Genomic DNA, 26,686 nt, shown 5'->3' with positions numbered 1-26,686 from the left:
TCATCATGACGGCAACTTTGCACAAACCAACCTTGCACAAGCGCTATCTGGGCGCCTTGCTGGGGCTTGCCTGCGGCGATGCCGTCGGTACCACAGTGGAATTTTCTCCGCGCGGCAGCTTTGCGCCGGTGACGGGCATGACTGGTGGCGGTCCGTTCGGCTTGCGGCCGGGACAATGGACGGACGATACGTCGATGGCGCTGTGCCTGGCCGAAAGCCTGGTCCAGAAAGGGGCGTTCGATGCGGCGGACCAGATGGTGCGGTACTTGAACTGGTGGCAATGGGGCTACCTGAGTTCCACCGGCACCTGCTTCGATATCGGCGGCACGGTAAGGAGCGCGCTGGCCAGTTTCCAGGAGACGGGCAATCCCTGGAGCGGCTCCGCCGCGCCTGACACGGCGGGCAATGGGTCGCTCATGCGCCTGGTCCCCGTCGTGCTGTTTGCCTATCCCGATGCCGAAGCGGCCATGGCCTGCGCTGCCGACAGTTCCCGCACCACCCACGCGGCGCCGGAAGCCGTCGAAAGCTGCCAGCTGCTCGCCGCCTTGCTGTGCAGCGCGCTGGCGGGCACGGCGAAAGACGCGCTGCTGGACAGCATTGCGTTCCGGCCTGCGGAACCGAAGCTGGTGGAGCTGGCCAGCGGCAGTTTCCTCGCCAAAACGGAGCAGCAGATACGCGGCACCGGTTATTGCGTGGAATCGCTGGAAGCGGCGCTCTGGTGCTTCTTCCATACCGACTCACTGGAAGCGGCGGTATTGCGCGCTGTCAATCTGGGCGAAGATGCCGATACGACCGGCGCCATCGTCGGCCAGCTTGCCGGCGCGTATTATGGCGCCCAGGCGATTCCCCCGCTATGGCTGGATGCGCTGGCCATGCGCGACGATATCGAGGAACTGGCGGGCAAATTGTTCGAGCGGGCCAGGGACTAGCGCAGGCTACAGCCCACCAGCAGCAGCATCGGCCGCTCGCGCTCTTCCGCCAGGGCCGGCTGCTGCGCCACCTGTTCGTCGCTCGGCCCCCATTCTTCCACATGCTCCAGCTGGAAACCCGCTTGCAGCAGTGCATTGATGGTCGTGCCCAGGGTGCGGTGCTGCTTGATCACGCCAGGCGCCAGCCAGTCCGACACGCGCGGACCTTGCTGCTGGTAGCTGTCGACGGGCCAGCGCTTGCGGCCCTGTCCATCCGTCAGCCAGCCCTGCTGGCGCGGCGCCATGAAGATCGGGTGCTCGATGGAAAACACCAGCTTGCCGCCCGGCTTCAAGCCGTGGCGGATGGCGGCCAGCAAGGTGGCGAAATCCGCGATATAGTGGAAGGCCAGCGAGCTGTAGACGAGGTCGTAGCCGGCTGGCGGCAAGACCAGTTGTTCCAGATCAAGCCGCGCATAGCTGACAGCCGCATATTCTCCCATGCCGCCTGCCTGCGCCAGCATCTTTTCCGACACGTCCACGCCCAATACCCGCGCCGCACCCTGTTCTGCCGCCCAGCGGCAGAACCAGCCATAGCCGCAACCCAGGTCAAGTACTTGCTTGCCTTGCACGTCTGGCAGCATGGCGCGCAGGGCCGGCCATTCGGGCGCGCTGTCGAGGCCGCCGATGGAGCGGGGCAGCTGGCTGTAGGCCGTGAAAAAGGCGTCGTTGTCGTAGATATTTTGTGTCATGGTTCAAGATCCTGGTGGGCGCTGCGCTTGGCATGTCCGCCCCGCTGCGCCCTGTAAATGCCAGCGTGGCCGGAAAACAGGTAGGCCACGACGCAGGCGATGGCTGCGTACACGCCGATCTCGGCGCCGAACAGTTCCATCGCCATCAGGGTCGAGGCGATCGGCGTGTTGGCGGCGCCGGCGAACACGGCGACGAAGCCGATGGCGGCCAGCAAGGCGACGGGCTGGTGCAGCAGCGGCCCCAGCGCATTGCCCAGGGTCGCGCCGATGAAGAACAATGGCGTCACTTCACCGCCCTTGAAACCGGTGCCCAGCGAGACGATGGTAAACGCCATCTTGCCGAGGAAATCCCAGGCGGGCAGCGGTTCCTTCAGGGCGTCGACGATGGTGGGGATGCCCAGGCCGATATATTTGTCGGTGCCCAGCAGCCACACGGCGACGGCGACGGCGAGGCCGCCTATCAGCGGGCGCAGCGGGGCGTAGGCAATTTTGCGCTTCATCCAGCCGCTCAAGCCGTGCGTGGCTTGCGCAAACAGTTTACCGGTCACGCCGAACAGCACGCCCGCGATCACCATGGCGGATAAAGTCCAGGCGGAGAGGGCGGGGATCAAGGGCACGGCGTAATGTGTATGCTGGACGCCCCACAGCAAGCCTACCTGGTCGGCGATGACGGCGGCGGCCAGGCAGGGCAGCATGGCTTCGTAGCGCAAGCGGCCGATGGCCAGCACTTCCAGGCCGAAGATGGCGCCCGCCAGCGGCGTGCCGAAGACGGAGGCAAAGCCGGCGCTGATGCCGGCCATCAGGATGATGCGGCGGTCTTCATTGTTCAGGCTAAACATGCGCGTGAGCTGGTCGGCCAGCGCGCCGCCCATCTGCACGGCCGTGCCTTCGCGCCCGACGGAGGCGCCGAACAGATGCGAGATGACGGTGCCGCCCAGCACCAGCGGCGCCATGCGCAGCGGGATGATTTTTTTCGGGTCGTGGATTTCATCGATGAGCAGATTCGCGCCGCCCTCGACACTGCTGCCGTAGCGCAGATACAGCCAGCCGACGGCAAAGCCCGCCACGGGCAGCAGCCAGATCAGCCAGGCGTGCGCCAGGCGCGTCGCGGTTGCCCAGTCGAGGGCGAACAGGAAACCGGCCGAGGCGGTGCCAGCCAGCACGGCCACGACAAAGGCCAGCAGCAGCCATTTCAACAGATGCTGCAGCAGATCGGTGAGGGCGCTCAGGCGGTGCATCAGTCATCCAGTCATGGGCGATGGGTGGGTGTTTCTTACAGGCCCAGTTCCGCCACCAGCGCCTGGCCGATGGCCCGCTGTTCGGCCAAAATGGCGCGCAGGTGGTGGGGTCGCGTCTTGACATTCGTCATGACCACGCGCAATACATTCGTCGGGCCAGGGTAGCGCGTCGATTCCAGGACCGTGCGCGACACAAAACTGTGGCCTTGCGCCTTTTGGCGGTTTTGCAGCTTGGCGTTCAAGGTGTTCAGTTGCTTGTTCAGCTCGGTCGCCGCCTCGACCTGTCCGCCGGCCAGCAGGCTGTCCATGCGCTGGCGCAAGGGCGCGGGCACGTAGCGGTAGGTCAGAATGAAGGTGTCGGAGCGCGTGACGAGTTCGAAATCCTGCTGGTCGGCCAACAAGTCCTGCAACTGGCCGGACAGGGTGGCCGCCTGCTGCAGCAAGGTCGTGTAGCCGGACACGCCCAGCACCTTGAACGAGGTCCACAGTTTCAAGGCGTCGAAGCGGCGCGAGCCTTCCAGCGAGGTCTGGCCCAGGTCGCCCGAATTGTCGCGCAAGATGTAGTTGGCGTTGTGCTTCAGCAGGTTCAGGCTGGCGCCATCCTTGAACAGCACCATGCTTTGCGCCATCGGCACCCACAGCAATTTATGCCCGTCGATGACGACGGAGTCGGCCAGGGCGATGCCGTCGTACAGCGGGCGGTACTGTTCCGCGATCAAGAGCGCGCCGCCCCAGGCCGCATCCACGTGGAACCAGATGCCTTCCCGCGCGGCAATCGCCGCCATGGCGGCCAGCGGGTCGATGGCGCCTGTTTCCGTCGTGCCGGCGATGCCGATCATGGCGACGACCTTGATATTGCGCAATTTCAAGTCGGCAATCGTCGCTTCCAGCGCCTGGATGTCGATGCGGTTGTCGCGGTCGACGGCCACCAGGTGCAGGGCGTTTTCGCCGAGGCCCAAGGTCGCCAGCGCCTTTTTCACGGAATAATGGCTGCGGGCCGAACCGATCACAGCCAGTCCCGCGTAGCCGGATTCTTGCATGGCGGCAAACAAACCGCGCTTGCGCGTGCCGGGCAATTGTTTTTCCAGCGCCACGGCCAGCGCCGTCAGGTTGCCCATGGTGCCGCCATTGACGACATTGCCCAGCGCGCCGCTGGTGGCGGCCATGGCCTGCGCATAGACGGCGTCCGGCTGCTGGTAGACTTGGCGGTGCAGCCAGCCCAGGATCTGCTTTTCGATCAGGGTCGATACGTACGCCGTCTCGATCTTGACCTGGTTCTGGTTAAGGGTGGCCGTAAACGCTTCGGCCAGCACGCTGATCCAGGGCAAGGCCTGCGTCATGTGGCCGATGTATTGCGGATGGTTCAGCTGGGCCGTATTGGCCAGCACGGTGGTGTCGAGCTCCTGCAGGAATTGCGCCACGGGCATGCCATGCGCGGGCAGGCAGGTATCGGACAGCTGCGTCAGCAGTTCCGCATACGGCGTGTGCGGATACGGTTCGGCGCGTTCGGCGGCCAGCCAGCCGCCCAGCATGCGCAAGGCCTGCTGCAAGGGCGCGGGTGCCTGCTGTAGCGCATCGATGGAAAAATGCTGCTGCAGCAGCTGTTCGATAGGGGTCTCGGTCATGGCGCGTTGTCTTCTCTACGGATTGCTGGTGCCACGGTGACAAACGAATTGCGCCCAGGCGGAAGCGGGATTTTACCCGACTCCGCCTGAGCGCATCAGTTTGCTATATCAGTTTGCTATTGCTGCGGGCGATCAGAAGTAGTTGAGGCCCAGCGCCGACTTGACTTCGTCGGCCGTGCGGGCCGCCACTTCGCGCGCCTTGAAGGTGCCTTCCTTGAGCATCTGGATGACTTGTCCCTTGTCCTTGGCGAACTCTTCGCGGCGGGCGCGGATCGGCGCCAGCATTTCCTGCAAGACCACGTCCAGGCGCTTCTTGACGATGCTGTCGCCCAGGCCGCCGCGCACGTAATGGGCTTTCATTTCGGCCAGTGCCGCTTTTTCCGGATCGAACGCGTCCAGATAGGTAAACGCGATGTTGCCTTCCAGGTGGCCCGGGTCTTCCACGCGCAGGTGCAGCGGGTCCGTATAGACTTTTTTCACGGCAGCCGTGATTTCGGCCGGGGTCGCGCCCAGGTTGATGGTGTTGCCCAGCGACTTGCTCATCTTCGCCTTGCCGTCGATGCCGGGCAGGCGGCCGATGTCCGGCACCAGCGCCTTGCATTCCATCAGCACTTCGCGGTTGTACATGCGGTTGAAGCGGCGCACGATTTCATTCGTTTGCTCGATCATCGGGATCTGGTCTTCGCCCACGGGCACCACGCCCGCCTTGAATGCCGTGATGTCGGCCGCCTGGCTGGCCGGGTAGGTCAAGAAACCGGCTGGAATGTCGCGCTCGAAGCCGCGCAGGCGGATTTCTTCCTTGACGGTGGGATTGCGCTCGAGGCGCGCCACGGTGACGATGTTCAGGTAGTAAAAGGTCAGCTCGGCCAGTTCCGGGATCTGCGACTGGATGAAGACCGTGGTCTTGCTCGGGTCGATGCCGACGGCCAGGTAGTCGAGCGCCACTTCGACGACGTTGCGGTGCACCTTGTCGATGTCTTCCATATTGTCCGTCAGCGCTTGCGCGTCGGCCAGCATGATGAATTGCTTGTAGCTGTTCTGGTAGCGGACGCGGTCGCGCAGGCTGCCCACGTAGTGACCCAGGTGCAAGGGGCCGGTCGGGCGGTCGCCCGTCAGGATCACGGATTGCGACGCGATGGCGGCGGGCGACAGCGGTGCTGCCGGTGCGTCGTTCTGGTCTTGGGTATCTGGGGTGTTAGGCAAGCTCATCAAGTTTCCTTTTGAGCCGCCTGCATCGGGGATGATCCAGGCTGAGCCTGTTACGCCACCGATCGAGGCGGCGTGGATCAAATTCACATCACTATAGAGTGGCCGCGCGAAAGTGAGCGGGACCACCAATTCAAGCAGGCGTGTTGTGACGGGATAAATTTCATGGCGTTATGGTTGCAGTTCGGGCGCGTTCTGTCAAGTTGCGTGCCCATATATCTGCTGCGCTGCGTCAGAGGCTAGCCTATTGTGGAACTTGCTTTCCGGGTACTATTGCCATTCGGCCACTTTTGCGTGGCATGAATCATTGGAGAACAGTATGCGCGTGTCGTCCCCCGTCCGGCTCACCGGCCTGGCTTTTGTTATCAGTTCCTTGTTTGCAGTACCGGCGATGGCGCAAACGCCGCCGATGACGCCCGATATCGGCGCCAAGCTGGTGCTGCCCGATATGAATGATTACGTCAAGCGCGTGGTGATGATCCCCATGCGCGACGGCGTCAAGCTGTACACGGTGATCGTCGTGCCGAAAGACGCCAAGCGGGCGCCCATCATGCTCACGCGCACGCCGTACAACGCGGCGCGCCGCGCCCAGCGCGCCACCAGCGCCAGCATGCTGGCCACCTTGCCGCAGGGCGACGACACCCTGGTGGAGAACGGCTACATCCGTGTCTTCCAGGACGTGCGTGGCAAGCATGGCTCGGAAGGCGATTACGTGATGACGCGCCCCGTGCGCGGCCCGCTGAACAATACCAAGGTCGATAACGTGACCGATGCGTGGGACACCATCGAGTGGCTGTCGAAAAATATTCCGGAAAGCAATGGCAAAGTGGGCATGCTCGGTTCCTCATATGAGGGACATACGGTGCTGATGGCCCTGGTCGATCCGCATCCGGCGCTGAAGGTGGCCATTCCCATGAGCGCCATGGTCGACGGCTGGCGCGGCGACGACTGGTTCCATAACGGCGCCTTCCGCATGCCGAGCTTGTCTTACCTGGCGTGGCAAACGAGCGTGCGCGGCAGCGGTGAGGCGCCCGTGCTGGGCGTCTACGACGACTACGACGCGTATCTGCGCATCGGCTCGGCCGGTGATTTCGCGAAGAAATTTGGCATCGACAAGCTGACCTACACGAAAAAGCTGTTCGAGCATCCGGCCTACGACAGTTACTGGCAGGAACAGGCGCTCGATAAAATCCTCGCCAAGCGTCCGTTGATCGTGCCCACCATGCACGTGGTGGGGCAGTGGGACCAGGAAGACATCTATGGCCCCTATGCCACCTATACGGCGATGGAAGGGCGCGACAAGCACAACAACCTCAATTACCTGGCCATCGGCCCGTGGCGTCACAGCGGCGTCAACTATGACGGTTCCAGCCTGGGCGCCCTGAAGTTTGACGGCGATACGGCGCGCCAGTTCCGCGAAAAAGTCATGCAGCCATTCCTCAATCAATACCTGAAGGATGGCGCGCCGGAAGCGAACACGGCGCCCGTCGTGTCCTATCAGAGCGGCACCAACCAATGGCAGCGCCTGCAGCAGTGGCCGCTGGCTTGCGAGACCTGCGACACCAAGCTGACGCCGATCTACCTGCAGGACGGTTCCAGGCTGGGCTTTGCGGCGCCATCGGGCGCTGCGGATGCGGCGCAAGGCGCCTTCGACGAATACGTGGCCGATCCCGCCAAACCCGTGCCTTTCGTGCCCCGTCCCGTGCGCCTCGCCGATGGCGACGTGTGGAAGCCATGGCTGGTCAGCGACCAGCGCGGCTATGCGGACCGCACGGACGTGCTCAGCTATGTTTCGGAACCGTTGAAAACGGCCGTGCGCATCGCCGGCGCACCGATGGTCAACCTGTTCGCGGCCACCAGCGGCACGGATGCCGACTGGGTGGTGAAACTGATCGACGTGTATCCGGACGAAGTACCGTCGCAGCCGGCCATGGGCGGCTACCAGCTGGGCGTGGCCATGGATATCTTCCGCGGCCGTTACCGCGACAGCTTCGAGCACCCGACACCGATACCGGCGGGCAAAGTGGAGCGCTACCGCTTCGCCTTGCCGAACGCGAATCATGTCTTCCTGCCCGGTCACCGCATTGCCGTGCAAGTACAGTCGAGCTGGTTCCCGCTGTACGACCGCAACCCGCAAAACTACGTGCCGAACATCTTCCTGGCCGACCCGGGCCATTATAGAAAGGCGACGCAGCGCGTGTACCACGCGGCAGGGGCGGCCAGCGCCATCGAGTTGCCTATCGCGCCGCTCGACGCCCGCTAGGCGATGCGCATCAAGACTGCTCCCGCCGCGATCAGGCCGATGGCCACATAGCGGCGGGGGCTGATTTTTTCGCGCAGGAACAGGGCCGCAATGGCGATGGCGAACAGGATCGACGTTTCGCGCAGGGCCGCGATGGCGGCTACGGGCGCCTGCGTCATGGCCCACAGGGCCAGTCCATACGAGGCCAGGGTGCCGAAACCGCCGAGCGCGGCCAAACGCCATTGCGTTTGCGCATAGGCAAGCAGGCCGGCGCGGCGACGCAGCACCGTCCACAGCAGCAGCCCGGTTCCGTTCAAGACGAAAATCCACATCGTGTAGGCGGCCGGCGCGCCGGACAGGCGCACGCCGATGCCGTCGATCAGGGTATAGCTGGCGATGACGCAGGCGTTGCCCAGTGCAAAGGCGGTGGCGCGTCCCGTGTTTTTCGCGGCGATGGCCGTGGCGGGCCCGCGCGCGGCAATATACAGGCCGAGGATGCCCGCGCAGATGCAGGCGATGGCGCCCATTTGCATGGAAGACAGGCGTTCGCCGATCAGCGGCCAGCTGGCCAGCGCCACGATCAGCGGGGCGCTGCCGCGCATCAGCGGGTAGGCGTGGCTCATGTCGCCCGCCTTGTAGGCGGCCGCCAGCAGAGAATAATAGGCAAGCTGCGCCACGGCCGAGGCGGCCACGTAGGGCCAGCTGGCGGGCGCGGGAGCATCGACGAAGGGCAGGATTGCCAGCGAGATCAGGGCCGCGCCAGCGGAGACGAGCACGGTCGTGAGGAAGGTATCCTTGCCCGACTTGACGATGGCATTCCAGCTGGCATGCAGCAGGGCGGCAAACAGGACGACGGCGACGACGAAACCGGACATGCAGGCCTTAGCGCGGGCGTATGCTCTGCGACAACAGTTCCTGGCGGTGATGGCGCTGGAAGCCTTCCATCAGGGTGCCCGAGCGGCTGGCTTTTTCCAGCAGTTCGCGCAGGGCCGCCTGGTCATCCGCCGTCAGCGACTTGCGCGACAGGTAGACGCCGCTCATGCCCCACGGCAATTCCGGCAAGGCTTCCAGACGCAGGCGGTCGGCCAGGCCATACACGCGCGCATCGTTTTGCGCCACGCCGGCCAGGATGGTGGGGCTCATGATCGTGGCGTCGATGAAGCCGCTTTGCATCAGGCGCGCCACGGACAGCGCATCGACCTCGTAGAACAGGCGGCCCTGGCTGCTCAGTTCCTTGGCCAGCGCCTGGTAAGAGGCGCCATAGTCGTAGCCGCGCACGAGCGCCACGCGCAAGTCGCGCCGCTCAAGCAATTCCTGCATGGTGTTGATGGGCGCGCGCGCGCCTTGCAGCGAGATCAGCAGGGGCCGGTTGCCCATCAAGGGGATGAACAGGCCGTGCTGGTCGCGCCGCGGCGTGCTGCTGGCGGGAATCAGCATATCGGCCTTGCCCGCCTCGAACATCGCCTCCAGGCGCGCACGGGGCACGGCCGTGAAGATGAAATTGCAGCCGAGCTTGGCGCCCATGCTACGCAGCAAGTCGGGGTAGATGCCGCCGATGGCGGCGCCATTGACCACCACGCTGGCGCCGATGGCCGAGACGGGCACCTGAATGTCGCGCGAGCATTGCGCGCCCGCCAGGGTCGGCAGCGCCAGCGCCAGCATGGCCATGGTCCGGCGCCAGGCGCTGGAATAAAAGTCAGTCATACCCATCCTTGCTCACCATCGAATCGCGGGCGTCGGCAACGTCCGCTTGATTATCCCATTCTCGCCTATCTATTTCTCAAATGCAATATTATCCTGCCGACTACTTTGTGGTGGAAACCGCAAGTCTGGCCAGGCGCTGCGCCTGGAAGTAGCGCCAGGCCACCACGATGCCCAGGGTTTGCATGATGGCGCACAGATAGAAGGTGCTGCCGATGCGCCAGTCCTGTGCTGGCAAGTGGCTCACCTCGCCGAGGATCATGCTGCCGAGCAAAGGCATGATGATGATGCCCAGGCTGCTGATCGATTGCAGGGAGCCCATCAGTTCACCCTGTTCGCCGGCGTTCGATGATTTCGAGATGATGCCCTGCAGGGCCGGACCGGCGGCAAAGGCCAGCAGGTTGCACAGGATCAGCGCATACATCATCCAGCCCTGCGTCGCCAGCCCGTACAGCAGGTAGGTGAGGGCGCCGGAGGCCATGCCCAGCAGGGACAAACGCACTTCGCCGAAGCGCTTGATGAGGATGCCCAGCAAGCCCGCCTGCACGACGGCCGCGCACAGGCCCACGCAGAACATGGCGATGCCGTTCTGGCGCGGCGTCCAGTCGAAGCGGAAATGCGTGTACAGCACCCAGGTGGTGTTGAGCATCATTTGCGCAAACGTCATCAGACCGAAGGCCAGCACCAGACCGCGGATCTCCACGCGGCGCACCAGTTTCAGCAGGGTGGCAAACGGATTGATGCGCGCCCAGGTAAAGGGCGCGCGGGGACCGGGCTGCAGCGATTCGGGCACGCAGAAATAGCCGTAGAGGAAATTGGCCGCCGACAGGCCTGCCGCCACGTAAAACGGCAGGCGCAGATTGACCTCACCCAGCAGGCCGCCCAGCATGGGCCCGCAGATGAAGCCCAGGCCGAAGGCGGCGCCGATCTTGCCGAAACTCTTGGCACGGTTGTCATGCGTGGAAATATCGGAGGCATAGGCGGACGCGACCGACATGCTGGCCGACGAGACACCGCCGATGATGCGGCCGATGAAAAGGCAGGCCAGGTTCGGCGCCCAGCCCGTGGCGAGAAAGTTGATGCCCATGCCGGCCATCGAGTACAGCAGCACGGGACGGCGTCCCACGCGGTCGCTGATGGCGCCCAGCATGGGCATGAAGATGAACTGCAGCAAGCCGAAGACGGCCGCCATGATGCCGTACCAGAATGCCTGCGCATCCTTGCCGTCGACAAAGTCGCCGATCAGGATGGGCAGCACGGGCACCACCAGGCCGATGCCCAGCATGTCGATGAAGACGCAGACGAGGATGAAATTGAGATTGCCGGCGCGCGCGGGCGCGGCGGGCGAGGACGGGGAATGGCTGTCGGGGCTGGTTTTATCGGACATGCATGCTTTCGGCGCGTTGGCATCGCGCCGGCGCGTTACAGGATGCTGCTGACGCGCGGCGCGATAGCTGAGGCTTGCATTATAGACAGCATGCGCGTTGCTGGCTATCGCCGCCAAGCTTATGCGCCCATTCCCCATTCGTCGGCAAAGGCGGCGCGGAAATCCGTCAGCACGGCCAGGCGCCGTTCAGCCAGCGCGCGGCCCGCCGCCGTCTGCATCTTGCCGGGCAGCTTGTCGAGCTTGGTGACGATATGGTCGAGTGCGTAGGCCTTGTCGTCGAGCGGGCGATGCGCTGCCAGCGGATCCGTGCCATGCGCCAGCGCGCTATCCATGCGCGCAGCCGTGTAGAACAGGCGCGCCAGTCCGACGGCGCCCAGCGCGTCGATACGGTCGGCATCCTGCACGATCTGCGCTTCGATCGTGTGCGGCGTCAAGTTGGCGGAAAAACTGTGCGTCTCGATGGCGTGGGCCACACCGGCCAGTTTTTCTGCCGGGAAATCCAGTTCCGCCAGCTGGCGGCAAGCCAGCGCGGCCGCCTGGCGCGAGGCCAGATGGCGTTCCGGGTGGTTTTTCGGCAGATTGATCAGGTCGTGCAGATAGCAGGCAGCCATCACGGTGAGGGCGTCGGCCTGCGCATATTCCTGCAGCAGAACGCTGGCATTGCGCCAGACGCGGTGCAGGTGGTTGATGTCGTGGGCGCTGTCATCGCCCAGGCCGGCCGTGGCCAGCGCCAGCAGGCGTGGCTGCCATTGGGAAAGCAAAGAATGCATGGTTCACTATCATAAAAAGCGGGGGCCGCCAGTGTGGCATAAAACGCCGCCCCGTGCGGCGGGGAGCGTGACGCCGCGGCGTGCCGTATTCGCCACATAAATTGTATTTTTGAAAAGCCAAAATCAGACGACCGCTCTTTTTTAGTGCATGTAAAATTTACATGGGGTAACATTGCCGCACGGAAATTAGAAGCATAAGCTAATTGCGAGAAAGTATTTGCAAAAACATAGCAGTGGCGGCCATTCCATCGTGCATGGCGCGTCACATCCAAGGTTGCGCGCAGCGTGCCTTGACTGCGCCCCAGGCGAGTTAACGAAAGGATCATCATGAACACCAATTCCAGCGACACTGGCGCCACCGTTGCCAAGGCTGCCGAGTACCTAGCCTTTACCCTGGGCCAGGAAGAGTATGGCATCGACATCCAGAAAGTCAGCGAAATCCGCAGCTATGAAACGCCGACCCGCATCGCCAACGCCCCCGAGTTCGTCAAGGGCGTGGTCAACCTGCGCGGCATCATCGTGCCGATCGTCGACATGCGCATCAAGTTCAACCTGGGCACGCCCAGCTATGACCAGTTTACCGTCGTCATCATCCTCAATATCGGCAACCGCGTCGTCGGCATGGTCGTCGACCGCGTTTCCGACGTCACCACCCTGATGCCGGAACAGATCAAGCCGGCGCCGGACATGGGCCGTTCGATCAACACGGAATACGTGATCGGCCTGGGTACCATCGACGAGCGCATGCTGATCCTGGTCGATATCGACCAGCTGATGTCCAGCGCCGACATGGGCCTGATCGAAAAACTCGCAGCCTAGGCCGCCAGGAAAAGTCCGGGACGGCGTTGCATTGCCCCTGAACATTTCCCGACATCCTAATCCGAGAGGGTTTCTTAAAAACAATTGACTCTCGACATTGCTTGGTTTTTCTGCAAGGCGCACGCTAGCGCATTTCCTGGCGCACGGTTCCGCCGAACCGTGCGCCAGTTTCACTTCAGTTTCACTTTTACACCCGCCTTGACACCGCCGCCAGCCAGCGCGCCAAAGGGAAGCCATCAGCCGTGCGGCATGCTGGCATCAGGGCTTTTTAGGATAGTCACATGAATGTATTACGCAACGTCAGCATCGGTGTCCGCCTCGGACTCGGTTTTGCCGTGATTTTGCTGTTTTCCATGCTCATTACGGGCATCAGCGTCTGGCGCCTGCACGACGTGGCCAGCGCCACGCGCGTCATGATGGAGCAGCCGCTGGCGAAGGAACGCTATATTTCCGACTGGTATGGCCGCATCGACAGCGCCGTGCGCCGCACCATCGCCATTGCCCGCAGCAGCGATACCTCGCTCAGCGGTTATTTCGCCGAAGAATCGAAGGTCTCGTCGGCCAGCTCGGCCGAGCTGCAAAAGAAAATCGAGGCCTTGATCGACAAGCCCGAGGAAAAAGCCATGTTCGCGGGCTTGCTGGAGCAGCGCAAGGTGTACATCGGTTCGCGCGACCAGGTCTACAAGCTCAAGGGCGAAGCGCAGGTCGATGCCGCCAATGACGTGTTTGAAAAGACCTTCGTGCCGGCCGCCGCCAAGTACCAGAAGATGGTGCAGGACTTGCTGGAACACCAGCGCGCCAGCATCGACACGACGGCGCGCGAGATCGACGCCGTCGCCAATACCAGCCGCAACCTGATGCTGGTGCTGGCCGCGCTGGCGCTGGCTTTTGGCGTTGTCTGTGCCTGGGTCTTGACGACGGGCATCGTGCGCCCCCTGCGCACGGCCGTGGATATCGCCCGCAAGGTGGCCGATGGCGACTTGACGGCGCAGATCGACGCCAGCGCCAAGGATGAAACGGGGCAATTGCTGCAGGCGTTGAAGGACATGAACACGAGCCTGCTCAACATCGTTGGCGAAGTGCGCAGCGGCACGGACAGCATCGCGACCTCCTCGACGCAGATTGCCGCCGGCAACCAGGACCTGTCTTCCCGCACGGAAGAGCAGGCCGGTTCCCTGGAAGAGACGGCGTCGTCGATGGAAGAGCTCACTTCCACCGTGAAACAGAATGCGGACAATGCGCGCCAGGCGAACCAGTTGGCGGCCTCGGCGGCGCAAGTGGCCGTCAAGGGCGGCGAAGTGGTGGCGCAGGTGGTGGGCACGATGGAATCGATCAACGCGTCGTCGAACAAGATCGTCGACATCATTTCCGTCATCGACGGCATCGCCTTCCAGACGAACATTTTGGCCCTGAATGCGGCCGTGGAAGCGGCGCGCGCGGGCGAGCAAGGCCGCGGCTTTGCCGTGGTGGCGTCCGAAGTGCGCAACCTGGCCCAGCGCTCGGCCAGCGCCGCGAAAGAGATCAAGACCCTGATCGGCGCGTCCGTCGAGCAAGTCAATGCGGGCAGCATGCTGGTGGCGCAAGCCGGTTCGACCATGAACGACATCGTCGACAGCGTGCAGCGCGTGAGCGACATCATCACGGAAATCACGGCGGCGAGCAGCGAGCAAAGCGTGGGCATCGACGAGATCAACCGGGCCATCGGCCAGATGGATGCCGTCACGCAGCAAAATGCGGCGCTGGTGGAAGAATCGGCGGCGGCCGCCGAATCGATGCAGCACCAGGCGCACAACCTGGCGCAGGTGGTCAGCGTGTTCAAGCTCAACGGCGAGCAGGCCAGCGGTGCGAACGGTGTCACACATGCGCTGAAACGCCCGGCAGCGCCGCAAACCGCCTTGCGCATCGGCACACGCTGATGCCGCCGCGGCCGCCCCGTGCGGCCGCTTTCTGCTGTCCCCCTTTTATATAGTCTGGTTCCGCTTTTTTAGGATATTCACATGAATTTGTTAAGAAACGTCAGTATTGGTGTGCGCCTCGGCCTGGGTTTTGCCGTGATTTTGCTGTTTTCCATGCTGATCACGGGCATCAGCGTGTGGCGTTTGCACGACGTGGCCACGGCCACGCGCACCATGATGGAACTGCCGCTGGCGAAGGAACGCTATATTTCCGACTGGTATTCCAAGATCGATAGCGGCGTGCGCCGCACCACGGCCATCGCGCGCAGCAGCGACACGACCTTGGGCGCGTATTTTGCGGAAGAGGCGAAACAGTCGTCCGTCGTCTCGGGCGAACTGCAAAAGAAAATCGAAGCCTTGATTTCCAGCCCGGAAGAAAAGGAACTGTTCCGCCTGGTGAGCGAACAGCGCAAGGTTTACCTCGATTCACGCGCGCAAGTATCGAAGCTGAAGGCGGATGGACAGGAAGCGGAAGCGGAGAAGGCTTTCCAGGGTATCTTCGTGCCCGGTTCGACGAAATACCTGAAAGTGGTCAACGACATGCTGCAGCACCAGCGCGCCAGCATCGACACGACGGCGCGCGAGATCGACGATGTCGCCAAGACGAGCCGCAACTTGCTGCTGACCCTGGCCGTGCTGGCGCTGGGCTTTGGCGTCGTGTGCGCCTGGTTGCTGACGATGGGCATCGTGCGTCCTCTGCGCACGGCCGTGGATATCGCCCGCAAGGTGGCCGATGGCGACTTGACGGCGCAGATCGATGCCAGCGCCAAGGATGAAACGGGGCAATTGCTGCAAGCGTTGAAGGACATGAACACGAGCCTGCTCAACATCGTCAGCGAAGTGCGTACGGGCACGGACAGCATTGCGACCTCGTCGACGGAAATTGCTGCAGGCAACCAGGACTTGTCTTCCCGCACGGAAGAGCAAGCCGGTTCCCTGGAAGAGACGGCGTCCTCGATGGAAGAATTGACCAGCACCGTGAAGCAGAATGCGGACAATGCGCGCCAGGCGAACCAGTTGGCGGCATCGGCGGCGCAAGTGGCCGTCAAGGGCGGCGAGGTGGTGGCGCAAGTGGTGGGCACGATGCAATCGATCAATGCCTCGTCGAACAAGATCGTCGACATCATCAGCGTGATCGACGGCATCGCATTCCAGACGAATATTCTGGCCCTGAATGCGGCCGTGGAAGCGGCCCGTGCAGGCGAACAGGGCCGCGGCTTTGCCGTGGTGGCCTCGGAAGTGCGCAACCTGGCGCAGCGCTCGGCCAGCGCCGCGAAAGAGATCAAGACCCTGATCGGCGCGTCCGTGGAGCAAGTCAACGCGGGCAGCATGCTGGTGGCGCAGGCAGGCTCGACCATGAACGACATCGTCGACAGCGTGCAGCGCGTGAGCGACATCATCACGGAAATCACGGCGGCCAGCAGCGAGCAAAGCGTGGGCATCGACGAGATCAACCGGGCCATCGGCCAGATGGATGCCGTCACGCAACAGAATGCGGCGCTGGTGGAAGAATCGGCGGCCGCCGCCGAATCGATGCAGCACCAGGCGCACAACCTGGCGCAGGTGGTCAGCGTGTTCAAATTGAATGGGCAGCAGGCCAGTGCCGGCGGCTTGAAGGGGGCCAAGCGTCCGGCAGCCAAGGCGCCAGCAGAAGCATTGCAGCTCGGCCGCGCCGCCTAAGTTGCTTACCCAGTAACGGCTGGGGTCGTACCCTGAGGGTACGACCCCGGTATTTAAGCCTCTGGGGTGAAGCTTGCGATCGCCAGCTGCGACAGCCGGTCCGCCTCGCCATTCCTGTGGCGCGGCAGCCAGCGCAAGCTTACATCCGTGAATTGTTCCAGCAGGGCCACTACGGTGGCCCTGTGCATTTCCAGCCCCCTGGCGCCCACGGGCGTCGTTCCCAGCACGTCATTGATCACCACCTGGCTGTCGCCGTACAGCAGCAACTGCTCGGGCGGCGGACGCACCTTGAGTGCCGCCTGCAGCAAGGCCGTCAGGGCCGCGTATTCCGCGTCGCTGCTGCTGCCATAACCGGCCGCTTCGCTCACTTCGATGCGTTCGCCGTTCGGCCCCAGCAGCAGGGCCCCTATGCCCAGCTTGCCCGGGTTCGGGTGGGCGGAACCGTCGAACCAGCCGCGCCAGGCCAGCGGGCCGCCATGGTCCTGGCGCTTGAGCGCCAGCTGCGCGCGGCGCGTCTGCATCTTCGCTTCCTTGCGCAGTTTGCGCGCCTCTGCTTCCGCCGTCATGGTTTGAGGAACCATGTATCGATGAGGCTGCCTATCCAACACGCCACCAGCACACACACGGCCACCGTCATGGCGGGGCCGTCGTTGGTGGAGAGGGCCTCCACTTTTTCCATGATCAGCTGCACGTCGAGGGGCAGGGCGCCGCTGTCGATCTGTGCCATAACTTGGTCTAACCGTGCCATGATCTGGCGCACTACGATCGCCAGCGCGACCAGGGCCGGCACGAGGAAGAGGCAGCCACGGGCCTTGCGTTGCAAGACAAAATGCCCGCTGCCGGGGAAGACCAGGGCCGACAGCAGTAGGGCGAGATGACGTTTGGAAAGGGAGGAGCCGCTCATGCGTGCCTTTTGTAGGGGAAAGAGCGGCTCATCATACTATTGCCAGCCGAATTTGCGCAGATACACGCGTTTCATGAACGTCGTCAGCACGGTGTAGCAGACGAGGATGCCCAGCAGCCATGGGAAATAGCCCAACGGCAAGGCTTGCAGCTTGAAGTAGGTCGCCAGCGGTCCCATCGGCAGGAACACGCCCACGGCCATGATGACGGTGGTGGCCACCAGCAGGGGCACGGACGCGATGCTGTCGATGAAGGGCAGTTTGGGTGTGCGGATCAGGTGCACGATCAGCGTCTGCGTCAGCAAGCCGACGACGAACCAGCCGGACTGGAACAGGGTCTGTTGTTCCGGCGTATTCGCGCCGAACACATGCCACATCAGGATAAACGTGCTGATGTCGAAGATCGAGCTGATGGGCCCGAAGAACACCATGAAGCGGCCGATGTCGCGCGGGTTCCAGGTCAAAGGCTGCTGGATCAGCTCGGCGTCGACATTGTCGAACGGGATGGCGATCTGCGACACGTCGTACAGCAGGTTTTGCACCAGCAAGTGCAGCGGCAGCATGGGCAAGAACGGCAAAAAGGCGCTGGCCACCAGCACGGAAAACACATTGCCGAAGTTCGAGCTGGCCGTCATGCGGATGTATTTGAGCATGTTGCTGAAGGTGCGCCGGCCTTCCAGCACGCCTTCTTCCAGTACCATCAGGCTTTTTTCCAGCAGGATGATGTCGGCCGCTTCCTTGGCGATATCGACGGCCGAGTCGACGGAAATGCCGATGTCGGCCGCGCGCAGGGCGGGCGCGTCGTTGATGCCGTCGCCCATGAAGCCGACGATATGGCCATTGCCGCGCAGGGCGCGCACCAGGCGTTCCTTGTGCAGCGGGCTGAGCTTGGCAAACACCGTGTTGTCTTCAGCCGCGCGGGCCAAAGTGGCGTCGTCCATGTCGTCCAGTTGCGGGCCTTGCAGCACGCCGTGCACGGCCAGGCCCACTTCGCGGCAAATCTTCGCCGTCACCAGGTGGTTGTCTCCCGTCAATACTTTCACGGTGACGCCATGTTCCGCCAGCGCGCGCAGGGCGGGCGCCGTCGATTCCTTCGGCGGATCAAGAAACGCCACATAGCCGATCAGGGTCAGCGCCGTTTCATCGGCCACGCCGTACACGGTCTTATGGGGCGGCACTTCCTTGACGGCCACGGCCACTACGCGCAATCCTTCCGCGTTGAGGCCATGCGTGGTTTCCAGTACCTTGTCCAGCAGGGCGGCGTCGAGCGGAATGTTGACACCGCCCAGGCGCAGGTGGCTGCAGGCGGCAAGGATTTCCTCGACGGCGCCCTTGCAGATCAGTTCATGGTGGTCATTCTTTTCAGACACGACAACGGACATGCGGCGGCGCACGAAATCGAAGGGGATTTCATCGACTTTCACGTAATCGCGGGCCAGTTGCATTTCCGTCTGCAATTCCACGTGGTCGAGCACGGCGCGGTCGAGCAGGTTTTTCAGGCCCGTCTGGTAGTGGCTGTTCAAATAGGCAAATTGCAGCACCTCGTCGGACGGCTGGCCGAACACGTCCGTATGGCGTTCCAGCACGATCTTGTCCTGAGTCAAGGTGCCCGTCTTGTCCGTGCAAAGCACGTCCATGGCGCCGAAGTTCTGGATCGCATCCAGGCGCTTCACGACGACTTTCTTTTTCGATAGTTTCACGGCGCCCTTGGCCAGGGTGCTGGTGACGATCATCGGCAGCATTTCCGGCGTCAGGCCCACGGCGACGGACAGGGCGAACAGGAATGCTTCCATCCAGTCGCCCTTGGTCCAGCCATTGATCAGGAACACGAGCGGCGCCATCACGAGGGCGAAACGGATCAGCAGCCAGCTGACGCTGTTCACGCCCGCCTCGAACGCCGTCGGCGTGCGCTCGGTGGCCGTCACCCGGGTGGCGATGGTGCCGAAATAGGTGCGGTTTCCGGTAGCCAAGACCAGCGCCGTGGCGGCACCCGAGATCACATTCGTGCCCATGAACAGCAGATTGGCCAGTTCCATCGGGTCTTTGCCATGGGCGTCGGCCAGCTCGGCCATCTTTTCCACCGGCAAGGATTCGCCCGTCATGGCAGCCTGGCTGACGAACAGGTCTTTGGCAGACAGCAAACGGCAGTCCGCGGGGATCATGTCGCCGGCCGACAGCACGATGATGTCGCCCTGCACCAGCTGGCGGATGGGCAGCTCGATCTGCTGGCCATTGCGCAGCACGGTGGCGGTATTGCTGACCATGGCTTTCAGGCGTTCGGCGGCCCGGTTCGAGCGGCCTTCCTGCACGAAACGCAGCAGGGTCGACAAAATCACCATGGTGCCGATGACGATGGTCGCTTTCGGGTCTTCCGTCAGGTAGGAAACGATGGCCAGCACGGTGAGCAGCAGGTTGAACGGATTCTTGTAGCACAGCCACAGGTGCTGGTACCAGGCCAGCGGCTTTTCATGTTCGACCTCGTTCGGTCCTGTTTGCGCGCCGATGACTTGCGCCTCGGCATCGCGCAAGCCTTCCAGGCGCGTGTGCAGGCGGTTCAGGGCGCTGTCCAGGTCTTCATGGGCGGCGGCCAGCAGCTGGCGCGCCAGGTGGTCGGGCACGGGGCGTGCCGTGCTGTTTTCCAGCGGCATGGCGCGGCGGCGGAAATTGCTGGCCGTATGGCGCTTGCGCAGGAACGATTCGAATAAGCGGGTGAAGAGATTCATGGCTCTTCCTTTCACGACGAGGTGTTGACGGGCGGCGCAGCCGCAGGCAAGACTTGCGTGCCGCCAAGACACAATCGTGCTGGCGGGCAATCCGGGTCAGTAGCCGGTCGCGATCGGAAAGAGGGGGGAGAGCCGCGCAGCCGGAGTAGCCGCGCGAGACACCGCACCTTGCTCAGCAAGGCACGGAGGAAAGGGAATTCCGCGTTGCTTGCTGCTTAGCTGCCGAGGCAATCACCGATACAAGATCGGCTACTGTCACTAGAACAAGTACCCACGTGGGACTCCGTAAATGAATAATGAGGGCATCTTATGGATGCGCTGCAACAGTGTCAACTGAAGAAATCTTAGGTTTCCAAAGTGTAATGTGGGCGTGGACGAACACGAAAGTCCGATGCCACGGCCATTCACGTTGTTGTGACAATGTGTGATTCTTTCTGCTTGGCAATCCGTTATGCTCGGGTACGCTGACGCGCTACTCCTGCAGGTTTCAGATCCGGCTCGAGATCAGGATGCCTTGGCGTTGTTGTGCTGTTTGCCGTCGTTCCGCTGACTTGCTTTCTACTGGTGCACGCCTAAACCTGATCCATTTTTGGCGTGGCGCGCCTCGCTAAAGGCTGCGCGTTCCCTGCCAGCTTCCACGATGCTGCTGCTCCGCATGCGTAGAAACCCGTGAATAAGTGTTATACGGCCAGCACTATTGGCAGCGGCCGACGTCTTTCGGTTTATTGTGTTGAAGAAATTGAGTGGCAACAGTTTTGGGAGGTCTCCAACCTCCAGGCCGCCGGTGGTCGTTCACCGGCGGCGGTACTGGCCGGGCTGGGCTCGCAGAATATTGATCTAATGGTGTACGTACCTGAGTTTTTCAACATCAAAGGGCGTGACCTGCCAACAACGGCAAGGAGCAGTCGTTCGAAGCGCAACTTGAGTAACTCAAATCAATGCTAAAAATTATGGAATCTCAAATACAGCTTCAGTTGGGACAGAAAATTTCCCGCATTTCCTTATTTTTTTTCTCCTTAATTTTCTTTGGCTGCGCCTTTGCTCCTGAAGTTGTACCGGCTAATGTAAGGTTTTTTTCCTTGGCTGTATCGGCATTGTTTTATTGTGTAGGAAGCAATAAGTCTGCGTTGATTTCACCGACGAAGAGCTTGCAATGGCAGTTCATGCCGCCGATACCACGAGCTTTGTTTCTCGCTTTTTTTCAGTTGCTGGTATTGTCGGCTGTGATGATGCTCCTGGATGCTTAACTTGCCACGATTTCACTAGACACTGCTGAACTGCTCATCAGCTCTGGCTGGGCGACAGTTGCAAACAGTAAGCAATGCATGCAACGGGGCGGAGCCTGCCAACGACGGAAAACGGCGCACGCGGAACTTCGCATGCGAAAAATCCGGCAGCAAGCCGCACCACATTTGAAGGTGGCAAACCGCTGCTTCCGAAGAGTCGATGGCGGCTTGTGTCAGACCTGGTTGTCGGTTCAGCGTGTGACAGTTAGCTATACCGCATCAGGCCGGTTGCGCCGCCATCGCCAGCGAATCGGACAATATCTGCCACAGCGCCGCATGGCGCTGCTGCAGCGCGGCGCCGCCCGCGTAGATCAGTTCCACGTGCAGGCTGTCGACGATGCCCAGGTAGGCTTGCGCGTACAGGTCGACGCGTTGCGGCGGCAGCGCGGGTGCCAGCCGGCCCAGGCTGGCCACGTAGTGCCGCTGCAATTGCGCCAGCAAGGCTTCGTAGCCCGTGCCCACTTCCACGCGCAGGGGCGCGGGCGGCAAATACGCCGTGCGCAGCAAAAAGCGCAAATGGGCTGACTCCGCATAGCGCTGCGCCATGCGGTCGCAGTACAGGGCACCGGCCCGCTGTCCGCCCGGCACCGCCAGCGCCGCCTCGTCGGCGAAGCAGGCGTCCATGAAGGCTTGCTCTTCGGCCAGCGCGTCGGCAAAGACGTCGAGGAAGAGGGCGTCTTTGCCGGCGAAGTGCGAGTACAGCGAGGCCTTGCGCATGCCTGCCTGCGCGGCGATGTCGCTGAGGGAGGAAGCGTCGTAGCCGTGCTCCGAAAAATGCACGACGGCGACGGCGCAGATGTTATCGGCCGAGGCCGAGCGTTTCTTCATATGAGGGTAGTAGTTGGGTGAAGCGTCAGTGCGCTCCCAGGCTGCTGGCGTGTGCCGGATGGATGCGCGCAGTGGCCAGAGTCAGCCATGATACCAGCAGGCCGGCCACGGTCAAGAACAGCAGCCAGGGCAATGGCCCCCATTCGGACAGGCCGGCCGCCAGCGGCGTGGCCAGCGACGACAAGCTCATCTGGATGGCGCCCAGCAGCGCGGCCGTGGAGCCGAGCGCGCGTTGCTGCGAGCCCATGGCCATGGCCATCAGCGCCGCTTCCGCGATGCCTAGGCCAAACAGGGCCACGAACATGCCGGGGACGACGACCATGATTCCCCCTCCGGCCCAGGCACCGAGCAGGGCCAGCCCCGCGCCGGCCAGCATGGCGGCGCTGCCCGCCACGCTCAAGCGCGCCACGCCATGGCGGCTTACCAGGCGGCCGCTGGCCATGGCACCGAGCAGCACGGCCACGCCCGTCGCGCCGAACACGAGGCCGAAACTGCCGGCGGACAGGCCGAAATCGCGCTGGTACACGAGCGACGCGCCGCCAATATACGCAAACAGGAAAAAGAATGCGGCCGACAGGGCCAGCGCGGGCAGCAGGAAGGCGCGGTCGAGCGCGATGCGCGCATACGTGCGGTGCATGCCTTTCGGCGATACACGCTGCTTCGGCGGCAAGGTTTCCGGCAGGAACAGCGCGCTATTGAGCAGGGTCAAGGCGCCCAGCGCGGCCAGGGCCAGCATCACGGCGCGCCAGCCGTAGTGCGCATCGAGCAAGCCGCCCACGGCGGGTGCCAGCACGGGCGCCAGGCCCACGATGGTCATCAACAGGGCAAACAGCTGCGCCGCCTGCACGCCGTCGGCCACGTCGCGCACCATGCTCATCACCACGACCAGGGTCAGCGCCGCGCCCAGGCCTTGCACCGCCCGCGCCAGCAGCAGGGTGTGCAATTGCTCCGCCTGCGACGCCCATACGGCGGCCACGATGTAGACGGCGATGCCGGCCAGCAGCGGACGGCGCCGGCCCAGCATGTCCGTCAGCGGCCCGCACAGCAGCTGCCCGCCGCCCAGGGCCAGCAGGAAGACGGTCAGGCTCAGCTGCACGTTCGCATACGAAGTGTGCAGTTCGCGCGCCATGGCGGGCATCGAAGCGAGGTACATGTCGATGCCGGCCGGACCGAGCACGGCCACCAAGGCCAGGGAAGCCGCTAGAGCGAGACTGGCGGCGGGGAGAGTGGTTTGCTGCTGCATTGTGCTTCCTTCATCGTTCAAAAACACGGCATGGACGCCGCCGTGTTTTTTATTGTACACTTACTGCCTACCGGTAGGTAGCTTGTTCAATCAATGAAAAGGATGGGGACGATGAAAAAGGAAACCATGACGGATGCGTTGCATCCGCAGGGAGGGCTGGCATGACGGAAGTGGGCATTTCACTCAGCGGCGTGGCCGTGGCCTTGCTGTTTGCCGCCTGGAGTTCGCACCGCACGCGCTGCGAGCGGCGCGATGTCGTGTTGCTGACGATGCTGGGCACCGCCCTGGGATTGCCGGGCGCGGCATTGCTGGCGTTGTAGGTCGGATTAGCGCAGCGTAATCCGACATCACCATATACGCCAACCATGTTGTCGGATTACGGCCCTTCGGGCCTAATCCGACCTACGATAAAAAAAGCAGGCCGCGTGGCCTGCCTTTCTATCGCTGGCACGCCCGCCTAAGCGGGCGCGTGGCGCTTACTCTTCCTCGTACGAACTGATCGGTGCGCAACCGCAGAACAGGTTGCGGTCGCCGTACACGTTGTCGGCGCGGCCGACCGGTGGCCAGTATTTGCGTTGACGCAAGGAAGCGACGGGGTAGGCCGCGATTTCACGGCTGTACTTGCGCTCCCAGCTGTCCGACATCAATACCTGTGCCGTGTGCGGCGCGTTCTTCAACGGGTTGTCGTCGTGGTCGAATTCGCCGCTGGCGACCTTGGCGATTTCGCCGCGGATGGCGATCATGGCGTCGATGAAGCGGTCGATTTCCACTTTCGATTCGCTTTCCGTCGGCTCGATCATCAGCGTGCCCGGCACGGGGAAGCTCATGGTCGGCGCATGGAAACCGAAGTCCATCAGGCGCTTGGCCACGTCTTCGTTGCTGATGCCGGTGGCGTCCGTGATCGGGCGCAGGTCCAGGATGCACTCGTGCGCGACCAGGCCGTCGTGGCCCGAGTACAGCACAGGGTAGTGCGGCGCCAGGCGGCGCGCGATGTAGTTCGCCGCCAGGATCGCCGTCTCGGTCGCTGCCGTCAAGCCTTCCGCGCCCATCATGGCGATGTACATCCACGAAATCGGCAGGATGCTGGCCGAGCCGAATGGCGCGGCGCTGACGGCGCCGATGCCTGCCGCATCGCGCTGGTAGCCCGAGGAACGCTGGTTCGGCAGGAATTTCGCCAGGTGGGCGCCGACGCCGATCGGGCCGACGCCTGGTCCGCCGCCGCCGTGCGGGATGCAAAAGGTCTTGTGCAGGTTCAGGTGCGACACGTCGCCGCCGAAAGAGCCGGGAGCGGCCACGCCGACCAGCGCATTCATGTTGGCGCCGTCGATGTAGACCTGGCCGCCATGCGAGTGGATGATCTCGCACAGTTCCTGGATGCCTTCTTCAAACACGCCGTGGGTGGATGGATAGGTGACCATCACGCAAGCCAGGTTGGCGCTGTGCTTTTCCGCCTTGGCTTTCAGGTCGGCCAGGTCCACGTTGCCGTTGGCGTCGCAGCTGGTGACGACGACCTGCATGCCGACCATGTTGGCCGATGCGGGGTTGGTGCCGTGCGCCGACGAGGGAATCAGGCAGATGTTGCGGTGGCCTTCGCCGCGCGATTCGTGGTAGGCCTTGATCACCAGCAGACCCGCGTATTCGCCCTGCGAGCCGGCGTTCGGCTGCAGCGAGACGGCCGCGTAGCCCGTCAGCGCGCACAGCATCTCTTCCAGCTGCGCGATCATTTCGCGGTAGCCCACCGTTTGCGCGTCGGGGGCGAACGGGTGGATGTTGGAGAACTCGGGCCAGGTGACGGGAATCATTTCGCTCGTCGCGTTCAGCTTCATGGTGCACGAGCCGAGCGGGATCATGGTGCGGTCCAGCGCCAGGTCCTTGTCGGCCAGGCTGCGCAGGTAGCGCAGCATTTCGTGTTCCGAGTGATAGCTGTTGAAGACGGGGTGGGTCAGGTAGGCGCTCTCGCGCGCCAGCTGCGCCGGCAGCGCGCTGGTCACCGCCGCTTCGACGACGTCCAGGTCCGGCGCGGCAGGCGCGTTGGCCAGGCCGTGCGCGAACACTTTCCACAGCAGCGCGATATCGTCGCGCGTGGTGGTTTCGTCGAGCGACACGCCGACGTGGGTGGCGTCGATCTTGCGCAGGTTGACGCCGTGGTGCATGGCCGTCGCGTGCAGCTGCGCCGCATCGGCCACGTTGACGGTCAATGTGTCGAAATAGCTCGCGTTGACGACGCCGTAGCCGAGGGTCTTCAGGTTGGCGGCCAGCACGCCCGTAAAGCGGTGCACGCGCTGGGCGATCTGCAGCAAGCCGGCAGGGCCATGGTAGACGGCGTACATCGAGGCCATCACGGCCAGCAGCACTTGCGCCGTGCAGATGTTGGACGTCGCTTTTTCGCGGCGGATATGCTGTTCGCGCGTTTGCAGGGCCAGGCGATACGCCTTGTTGCCTTGCGCATCGACGGTCACGCCCACCAGGCGGCCCGACATATTGCGCTTGAATTCATCGCGCGTGGACAAATAGCCTGCGTGCGGGCCGCCGAAACCGAGCGGCACGCCGAAGCGCTGGCTGTTGCCGACGACGACGTCGGCGCCCCATTCGCCAGGCGGCGTCAGCATGGTCAGGGCCAGCAGGTCGGCCGCGACGATGACCATGGCGCCATTCGCGTGCAGCTTTTCCACGCCGGCGCGGTAGTCGCGCACGACACCGTTTACGCCAGGGTATTGCAGCAGCACGCCGAAGCAGGCGTCCAGCGACTCGATTTCGGCCGGGTCGAAGGTGCGCACTTCGATGCCGATCGGCTGGGCGCGCGTCTGCACCACTTCCAAGGTTTGCGGCAGCACGTCATTGGCGACGTACAGCACGTTCGACTTCGACTTGCCCACGCGCTGGATCAGGGTCATCGCTTCGGCGGCGGCCGTGCCTTCGTCCAGCATCGAGGCGTTCGAGATGCCCATGCCGGTGAGGTCCGTGATCACTTGCTGGAAGTTCAGGATCGCTTCCAGGCGGCCTTGCGAAATCTCGGGCTGGTAAGGCGTGTACGCCGTGTACCAGGCCGGGTTTTCAAAGATGTTGCGCAGCACGACGCCTGGCGTAAACGTGTTGTAATAGCCCTGGCCGATCAGGGACTTCAATACCTGGTTCTTGCCGGCGATGGCTTTCAGGCGCGACAGGGCTTCCTGTTCCGGCATCGGCTGCGAGTACGCGCCCAAGGGCAGGGCGCCCTTGTTGCGGATGTTGCTTGGCACCAGGGCGTCGATCAGCGCGGCGCGCGATGGATAGCCGAGGGTCGCCAGCATGGCTTGCTGTTCGGTGGCGGAAGGGCCGATGTGGCGGGCGATGAAGGCATCGCGTGCTTCGAGTTGGGTCAGGCTGGTGCGGGTCATGATATAGAGGCCAAAAAAGACTGAAAAACCGGGAGGCGGCGCGCGGG

At 63.1% G+C, this 26,686-nt stretch carries 21 protein-coding genes; 7 read left to right on the top strand and 14 right to left on the bottom strand.

The genetic code is table 11. From position 1 onward, the window contains the following. The first annotated feature begins 5 nt into the window (after window positions 1-5). The gene (locus tag AC1RBA_RS26750; RefSeq protein WP_492420432.1) at window positions 6-929 is read left to right on the top strand and encodes an ADP-ribosylglycohydrolase family protein; all 924 of its coding nucleotides are present in this window, start codon (window positions 6-8) and stop codon (window positions 927-929) included. On the opposite strand, the gene AC1RBA_RS26745 is transcribed toward AC1RBA_RS26750, so the two are convergent. From AC1RBA_RS26745 to trpS, 4 genes are all read right to left on the bottom strand, one after another. Continuing rightward, complete coding sequence (locus tag AC1RBA_RS26745; protein ID WP_492420430.1) at window positions 926-1,657, bottom strand: class I SAM-dependent methyltransferase; 732 nt, start codon at window positions 1,655-1,657, stop codon at window positions 926-928. The two genes, AC1RBA_RS26750 and AC1RBA_RS26745, sit on opposite strands and share 4 nt — an antisense overlap. Beyond that, the gene (locus AC1RBA_RS26740) at window positions 1,654-2,895 is read right to left on the bottom strand and encodes a voltage-gated chloride channel family protein (protein WP_492420428.1); all 1,242 of its coding nucleotides are present in this window, start codon (window positions 2,893-2,895) and stop codon (window positions 1,654-1,656) included. The genes AC1RBA_RS26745 and AC1RBA_RS26740 overlap by 4 nt, the downstream gene beginning before the upstream one ends. A gap of 35 nt (window positions 2,896-2,930) precedes the next feature. Further along, entirely contained in the window at window positions 2,931-4,520 is a 1,590-nt protein-coding gene (locus AC1RBA_RS26735; protein WP_492420426.1) for a pyridoxal-dependent decarboxylase, read from the bottom strand. A 132-nt stretch (window positions 4,521-4,652) separates the two neighbouring features. Then, complete coding sequence (trpS, locus tag AC1RBA_RS26730) at window positions 4,653-5,729, bottom strand: tryptophan--tRNA ligase (protein ID WP_205602349.1); 1,077 nt, start codon at window positions 5,727-5,729, stop codon at window positions 4,653-4,655. 316 nt (window positions 5,730-6,045) lie between these two features. Between trpS and AC1RBA_RS26725 the strand changes: the two genes are divergently transcribed. Further along, a complete protein-coding gene (locus AC1RBA_RS26725; protein ID WP_492420424.1) occupies window positions 6,046-7,989 on the top strand; it encodes a CocE/NonD family hydrolase in 1,944 nt (647 codons plus the stop codon). Here the strand turns inward: AC1RBA_RS26725 and AC1RBA_RS26720 are convergent. The 4 genes from AC1RBA_RS26720 to AC1RBA_RS26705 all read right to left on the bottom strand — a co-directional run bounded on the left by AC1RBA_RS26720 (window position 7,986) and on the right by AC1RBA_RS26705 (window position 11,826). Beyond that, complete coding sequence (locus AC1RBA_RS26720) at window positions 7,986-8,843, bottom strand: EamA family transporter (RefSeq protein ID WP_121669210.1); 858 nt, start codon at window positions 8,841-8,843, stop codon at window positions 7,986-7,988. The two genes, AC1RBA_RS26725 and AC1RBA_RS26720, sit on opposite strands and share 4 nt — an antisense overlap. 7 nt (window positions 8,844-8,850) lie before the next feature. Then, the gene (locus tag AC1RBA_RS26715; RefSeq protein WP_492420422.1) at window positions 8,851-9,672 is read right to left on the bottom strand and encodes a substrate-binding periplasmic protein; all 822 of its coding nucleotides are present in this window, start codon (window positions 9,670-9,672) and stop codon (window positions 8,851-8,853) included. A 100-nt stretch (window positions 9,673-9,772) separates the two neighbouring features. Beyond that, complete coding sequence (locus AC1RBA_RS26710; RefSeq protein ID WP_492420420.1) at window positions 9,773-11,056, bottom strand: TCR/Tet family MFS transporter; 1,284 nt, start codon at window positions 11,054-11,056, stop codon at window positions 9,773-9,775. 119 nt (window positions 11,057-11,175) lie between these two features. Further along, entirely contained in the window at window positions 11,176-11,826 is a 651-nt protein-coding gene (locus AC1RBA_RS26705; RefSeq protein WP_492420418.1) for an HD domain-containing protein, read from the bottom strand. Between the two features lie 327 nt (window positions 11,827-12,153). Between AC1RBA_RS26705 and AC1RBA_RS26700 the strand changes: the two genes are divergently transcribed. From AC1RBA_RS26700 to AC1RBA_RS26690, 3 genes are all read left to right on the top strand, one after another. Continuing rightward, a complete protein-coding gene (locus AC1RBA_RS26700; RefSeq protein ID WP_034752308.1) occupies window positions 12,154-12,645 on the top strand; it encodes a chemotaxis protein CheW in 492 nt (163 codons plus the stop codon). Window positions 12,646-12,926: 281 nt separating this feature from the next. Continuing rightward, on the top strand, window positions 12,927-14,561 hold the full coding sequence (locus tag AC1RBA_RS26695; protein ID WP_492420416.1) for a methyl-accepting chemotaxis protein: 1,635 nt from the start codon (window positions 12,927-12,929) through the stop codon (window positions 14,559-14,561). A gap of 81 nt (window positions 14,562-14,642) precedes the next feature. Next, window positions 14,643-16,280: a methyl-accepting chemotaxis protein gene (locus AC1RBA_RS26690; RefSeq protein ID WP_492420414.1), complete on the top strand. Its 1,638-nt coding sequence runs from the start codon at window positions 14,643-14,645 to the stop codon at window positions 16,278-16,280. Window positions 16,281-16,333: 53 nt separating this feature from the next. On the opposite strand, the gene AC1RBA_RS26685 is transcribed toward AC1RBA_RS26690, so the two are convergent. The 3 genes from AC1RBA_RS26685 to mgtA are packed head-to-tail and all read right to left on the bottom strand — an operon-like array spanning window position 16,334 to window position 19,905. Then, on the bottom strand, window positions 16,334-16,846 hold the full coding sequence (locus AC1RBA_RS26685) for a ribonuclease HI family protein (protein ID WP_492420412.1): 513 nt from the start codon (window positions 16,844-16,846) through the stop codon (window positions 16,334-16,336). Continuing rightward, window positions 16,843-17,184 carry a hypothetical protein gene (locus AC1RBA_RS26680; RefSeq protein ID WP_492420410.1) on the bottom strand — a complete coding sequence of 114 codons (342 nt, stop codon included), beginning with the start codon at window positions 17,182-17,184 and terminating at the stop codon, window positions 16,843-16,845. The genes AC1RBA_RS26685 and AC1RBA_RS26680 overlap by 4 nt, the downstream gene beginning before the upstream one ends. Window positions 17,185-17,220: 36 nt before the next feature. Next, window positions 17,221-19,905 (bottom strand): magnesium-translocating P-type ATPase, encoded by a 2,685-nt coding sequence (gene mgtA / locus AC1RBA_RS26675; RefSeq protein ID WP_492420408.1) that lies wholly within the window; start codon window positions 19,903-19,905, stop codon window positions 17,221-17,223. A gap of 950 nt (window positions 19,906-20,855) precedes the next feature. Between mgtA and AC1RBA_RS26670 the strand changes: the two genes are divergently transcribed. Then, window positions 20,856-21,152: a hypothetical protein gene (locus tag AC1RBA_RS26670; protein WP_139142884.1), complete on the top strand. Its 297-nt coding sequence runs from the start codon at window positions 20,856-20,858 to the stop codon at window positions 21,150-21,152. 258 nt (window positions 21,153-21,410) lie between these two features. Here the strand turns inward: AC1RBA_RS26670 and AC1RBA_RS26665 are convergent, their stop codons facing one another. Together AC1RBA_RS26665 and AC1RBA_RS26660 are read right to left on the bottom strand one after the other, a co-directional pair. Continuing rightward, a complete protein-coding gene (locus tag AC1RBA_RS26665; protein WP_070288507.1) occupies window positions 21,411-22,019 on the bottom strand; it encodes a TetR/AcrR family transcriptional regulator in 609 nt (202 codons plus the stop codon). Between the two features lie 25 nt (window positions 22,020-22,044). Then, window positions 22,045-23,262, bottom strand: coding sequence for a Bcr/CflA family efflux MFS transporter (locus AC1RBA_RS26660; protein ID WP_121671039.1), 1,218 nt, complete (start codon window positions 23,260-23,262; stop codon window positions 22,045-22,047). Between the two features lie 161 nt (window positions 23,263-23,423). Between AC1RBA_RS26660 and AC1RBA_RS26655 the strand changes: the two genes are divergently transcribed. Next, complete coding sequence (locus AC1RBA_RS26655; RefSeq protein ID WP_162995629.1) at window positions 23,424-23,582, top strand: hypothetical protein; 159 nt, start codon at window positions 23,424-23,426, stop codon at window positions 23,580-23,582. A gap of 156 nt (window positions 23,583-23,738) precedes the next feature. On the opposite strand, the gene gcvP is transcribed toward AC1RBA_RS26655, so the two are convergent. Then, window positions 23,739-26,639 (bottom strand): aminomethyl-transferring glycine dehydrogenase, encoded by a 2,901-nt coding sequence (gcvP, locus tag AC1RBA_RS26650; RefSeq protein ID WP_492420405.1) that lies wholly within the window; start codon window positions 26,637-26,639, stop codon window positions 23,739-23,741. Window positions 26,640-26,686 lie beyond the last annotated feature (47 nt).

The sequence above is a fragment of the Janthinobacterium sp. GW823-FHT03B06 genome (genome assembly GCF_058796955.1).
The sequence above is the reverse complement of the archived record's forward strand: the minus strand, read 5'-3'. Positions and strand labels throughout refer to the sequence as shown.

What these genes read in the sequence shown, in the direction of transcription:
- AC1RBA_RS26680 (WP_492420410.1), bottom strand. Translation starts at nt 17,184, where the DNA reads ATGAGCGGCTCCTCCCTTTCCAAACGTCATCTCGCCCTACTGCTGTCG.
- AC1RBA_RS26705 (WP_492420418.1), bottom strand. Translation starts at nt 11,826, where the DNA reads ATGCATTCTTTGCTTTCCCAATGGCAGCCACGCCTGCTGGCGCTGGCC.
- AC1RBA_RS26710 (WP_492420420.1), bottom strand. Translation starts at nt 11,056, where the DNA reads ATGTCCGATAAAACCAGCCCCGACAGCCATTCCCCGTCCTCGCCCGCC.
- AC1RBA_RS26735 (WP_492420426.1), bottom strand. Translation starts at nt 4,520, where the DNA reads ATGACCGAGACCCCTATCGAACAGCTGCTGCAGCAGCATTTTTCCATC.
- AC1RBA_RS26670 (WP_139142884.1), top strand. Translation starts at nt 20,856, where the DNA reads ATGGAATCTCAAATACAGCTTCAGTTGGGACAGAAAATTTCCCGCATT.
- AC1RBA_RS26655 (WP_162995629.1), top strand. Translation starts at nt 23,424, where the DNA reads ATGACGGAAGTGGGCATTTCACTCAGCGGCGTGGCCGTGGCCTTGCTG.
- AC1RBA_RS26715 (WP_492420422.1), bottom strand. Translation starts at nt 9,672, where the DNA reads ATGACTGACTTTTATTCCAGCGCCTGGCGCCGGACCATGGCCATGCTG.
- AC1RBA_RS26750 (WP_492420432.1), top strand. Translation starts at nt 6, where the DNA reads ATGACGGCAACTTTGCACAAACCAACCTTGCACAAGCGCTATCTGGGC.
- AC1RBA_RS26725 (WP_492420424.1), top strand. Translation starts at nt 6,046, where the DNA reads ATGCGCGTGTCGTCCCCCGTCCGGCTCACCGGCCTGGCTTTTGTTATC.
- AC1RBA_RS26665 (WP_070288507.1), bottom strand. Translation starts at nt 22,019, where the DNA reads ATGAAGAAACGCTCGGCCTCGGCCGATAACATCTGCGCCGTCGCCGTC.
- gcvP (WP_492420405.1), bottom strand. Translation starts at nt 26,639, where the DNA reads ATGACCCGCACCAGCCTGACCCAACTCGAAGCACGCGATGCCTTCATC.
- AC1RBA_RS26745 (WP_492420430.1), bottom strand. Translation starts at nt 1,657, where the DNA reads ATGACACAAAATATCTACGACAACGACGCCTTTTTCACGGCCTACAGC.
- AC1RBA_RS26685 (WP_492420412.1), bottom strand. Translation starts at nt 16,846, where the DNA reads ATGACGGCGGAAGCAGAGGCGCGCAAACTGCGCAAGGAAGCGAAGATG.
- AC1RBA_RS26690 (WP_492420414.1), top strand. Translation starts at nt 14,643, where the DNA reads ATGAATTTGTTAAGAAACGTCAGTATTGGTGTGCGCCTCGGCCTGGGT.
- trpS (WP_205602349.1), bottom strand. Translation starts at nt 5,729, where the DNA reads ATGAGCTTGCCTAACACCCCAGATACCCAAGACCAGAACGACGCACCG.
- AC1RBA_RS26700 (WP_034752308.1), top strand. Translation starts at nt 12,154, where the DNA reads ATGAACACCAATTCCAGCGACACTGGCGCCACCGTTGCCAAGGCTGCC.
- AC1RBA_RS26740 (WP_492420428.1), bottom strand. Translation starts at nt 2,895, where the DNA reads ATGCACCGCCTGAGCGCCCTCACCGATCTGCTGCAGCATCTGTTGAAA.
- AC1RBA_RS26660 (WP_121671039.1), bottom strand. Translation starts at nt 23,262, where the DNA reads ATGCAGCAGCAAACCACTCTCCCCGCCGCCAGTCTCGCTCTAGCGGCT.
- AC1RBA_RS26695 (WP_492420416.1), top strand. Translation starts at nt 12,927, where the DNA reads ATGAATGTATTACGCAACGTCAGCATCGGTGTCCGCCTCGGACTCGGT.
- AC1RBA_RS26720 (WP_121669210.1), bottom strand. Translation starts at nt 8,843, where the DNA reads ATGTCCGGTTTCGTCGTCGCCGTCGTCCTGTTTGCCGCCCTGCTGCAT.
- mgtA (WP_492420408.1), bottom strand. Translation starts at nt 19,905, where the DNA reads ATGAATCTCTTCACCCGCTTATTCGAATCGTTCCTGCGCAAGCGCCAT.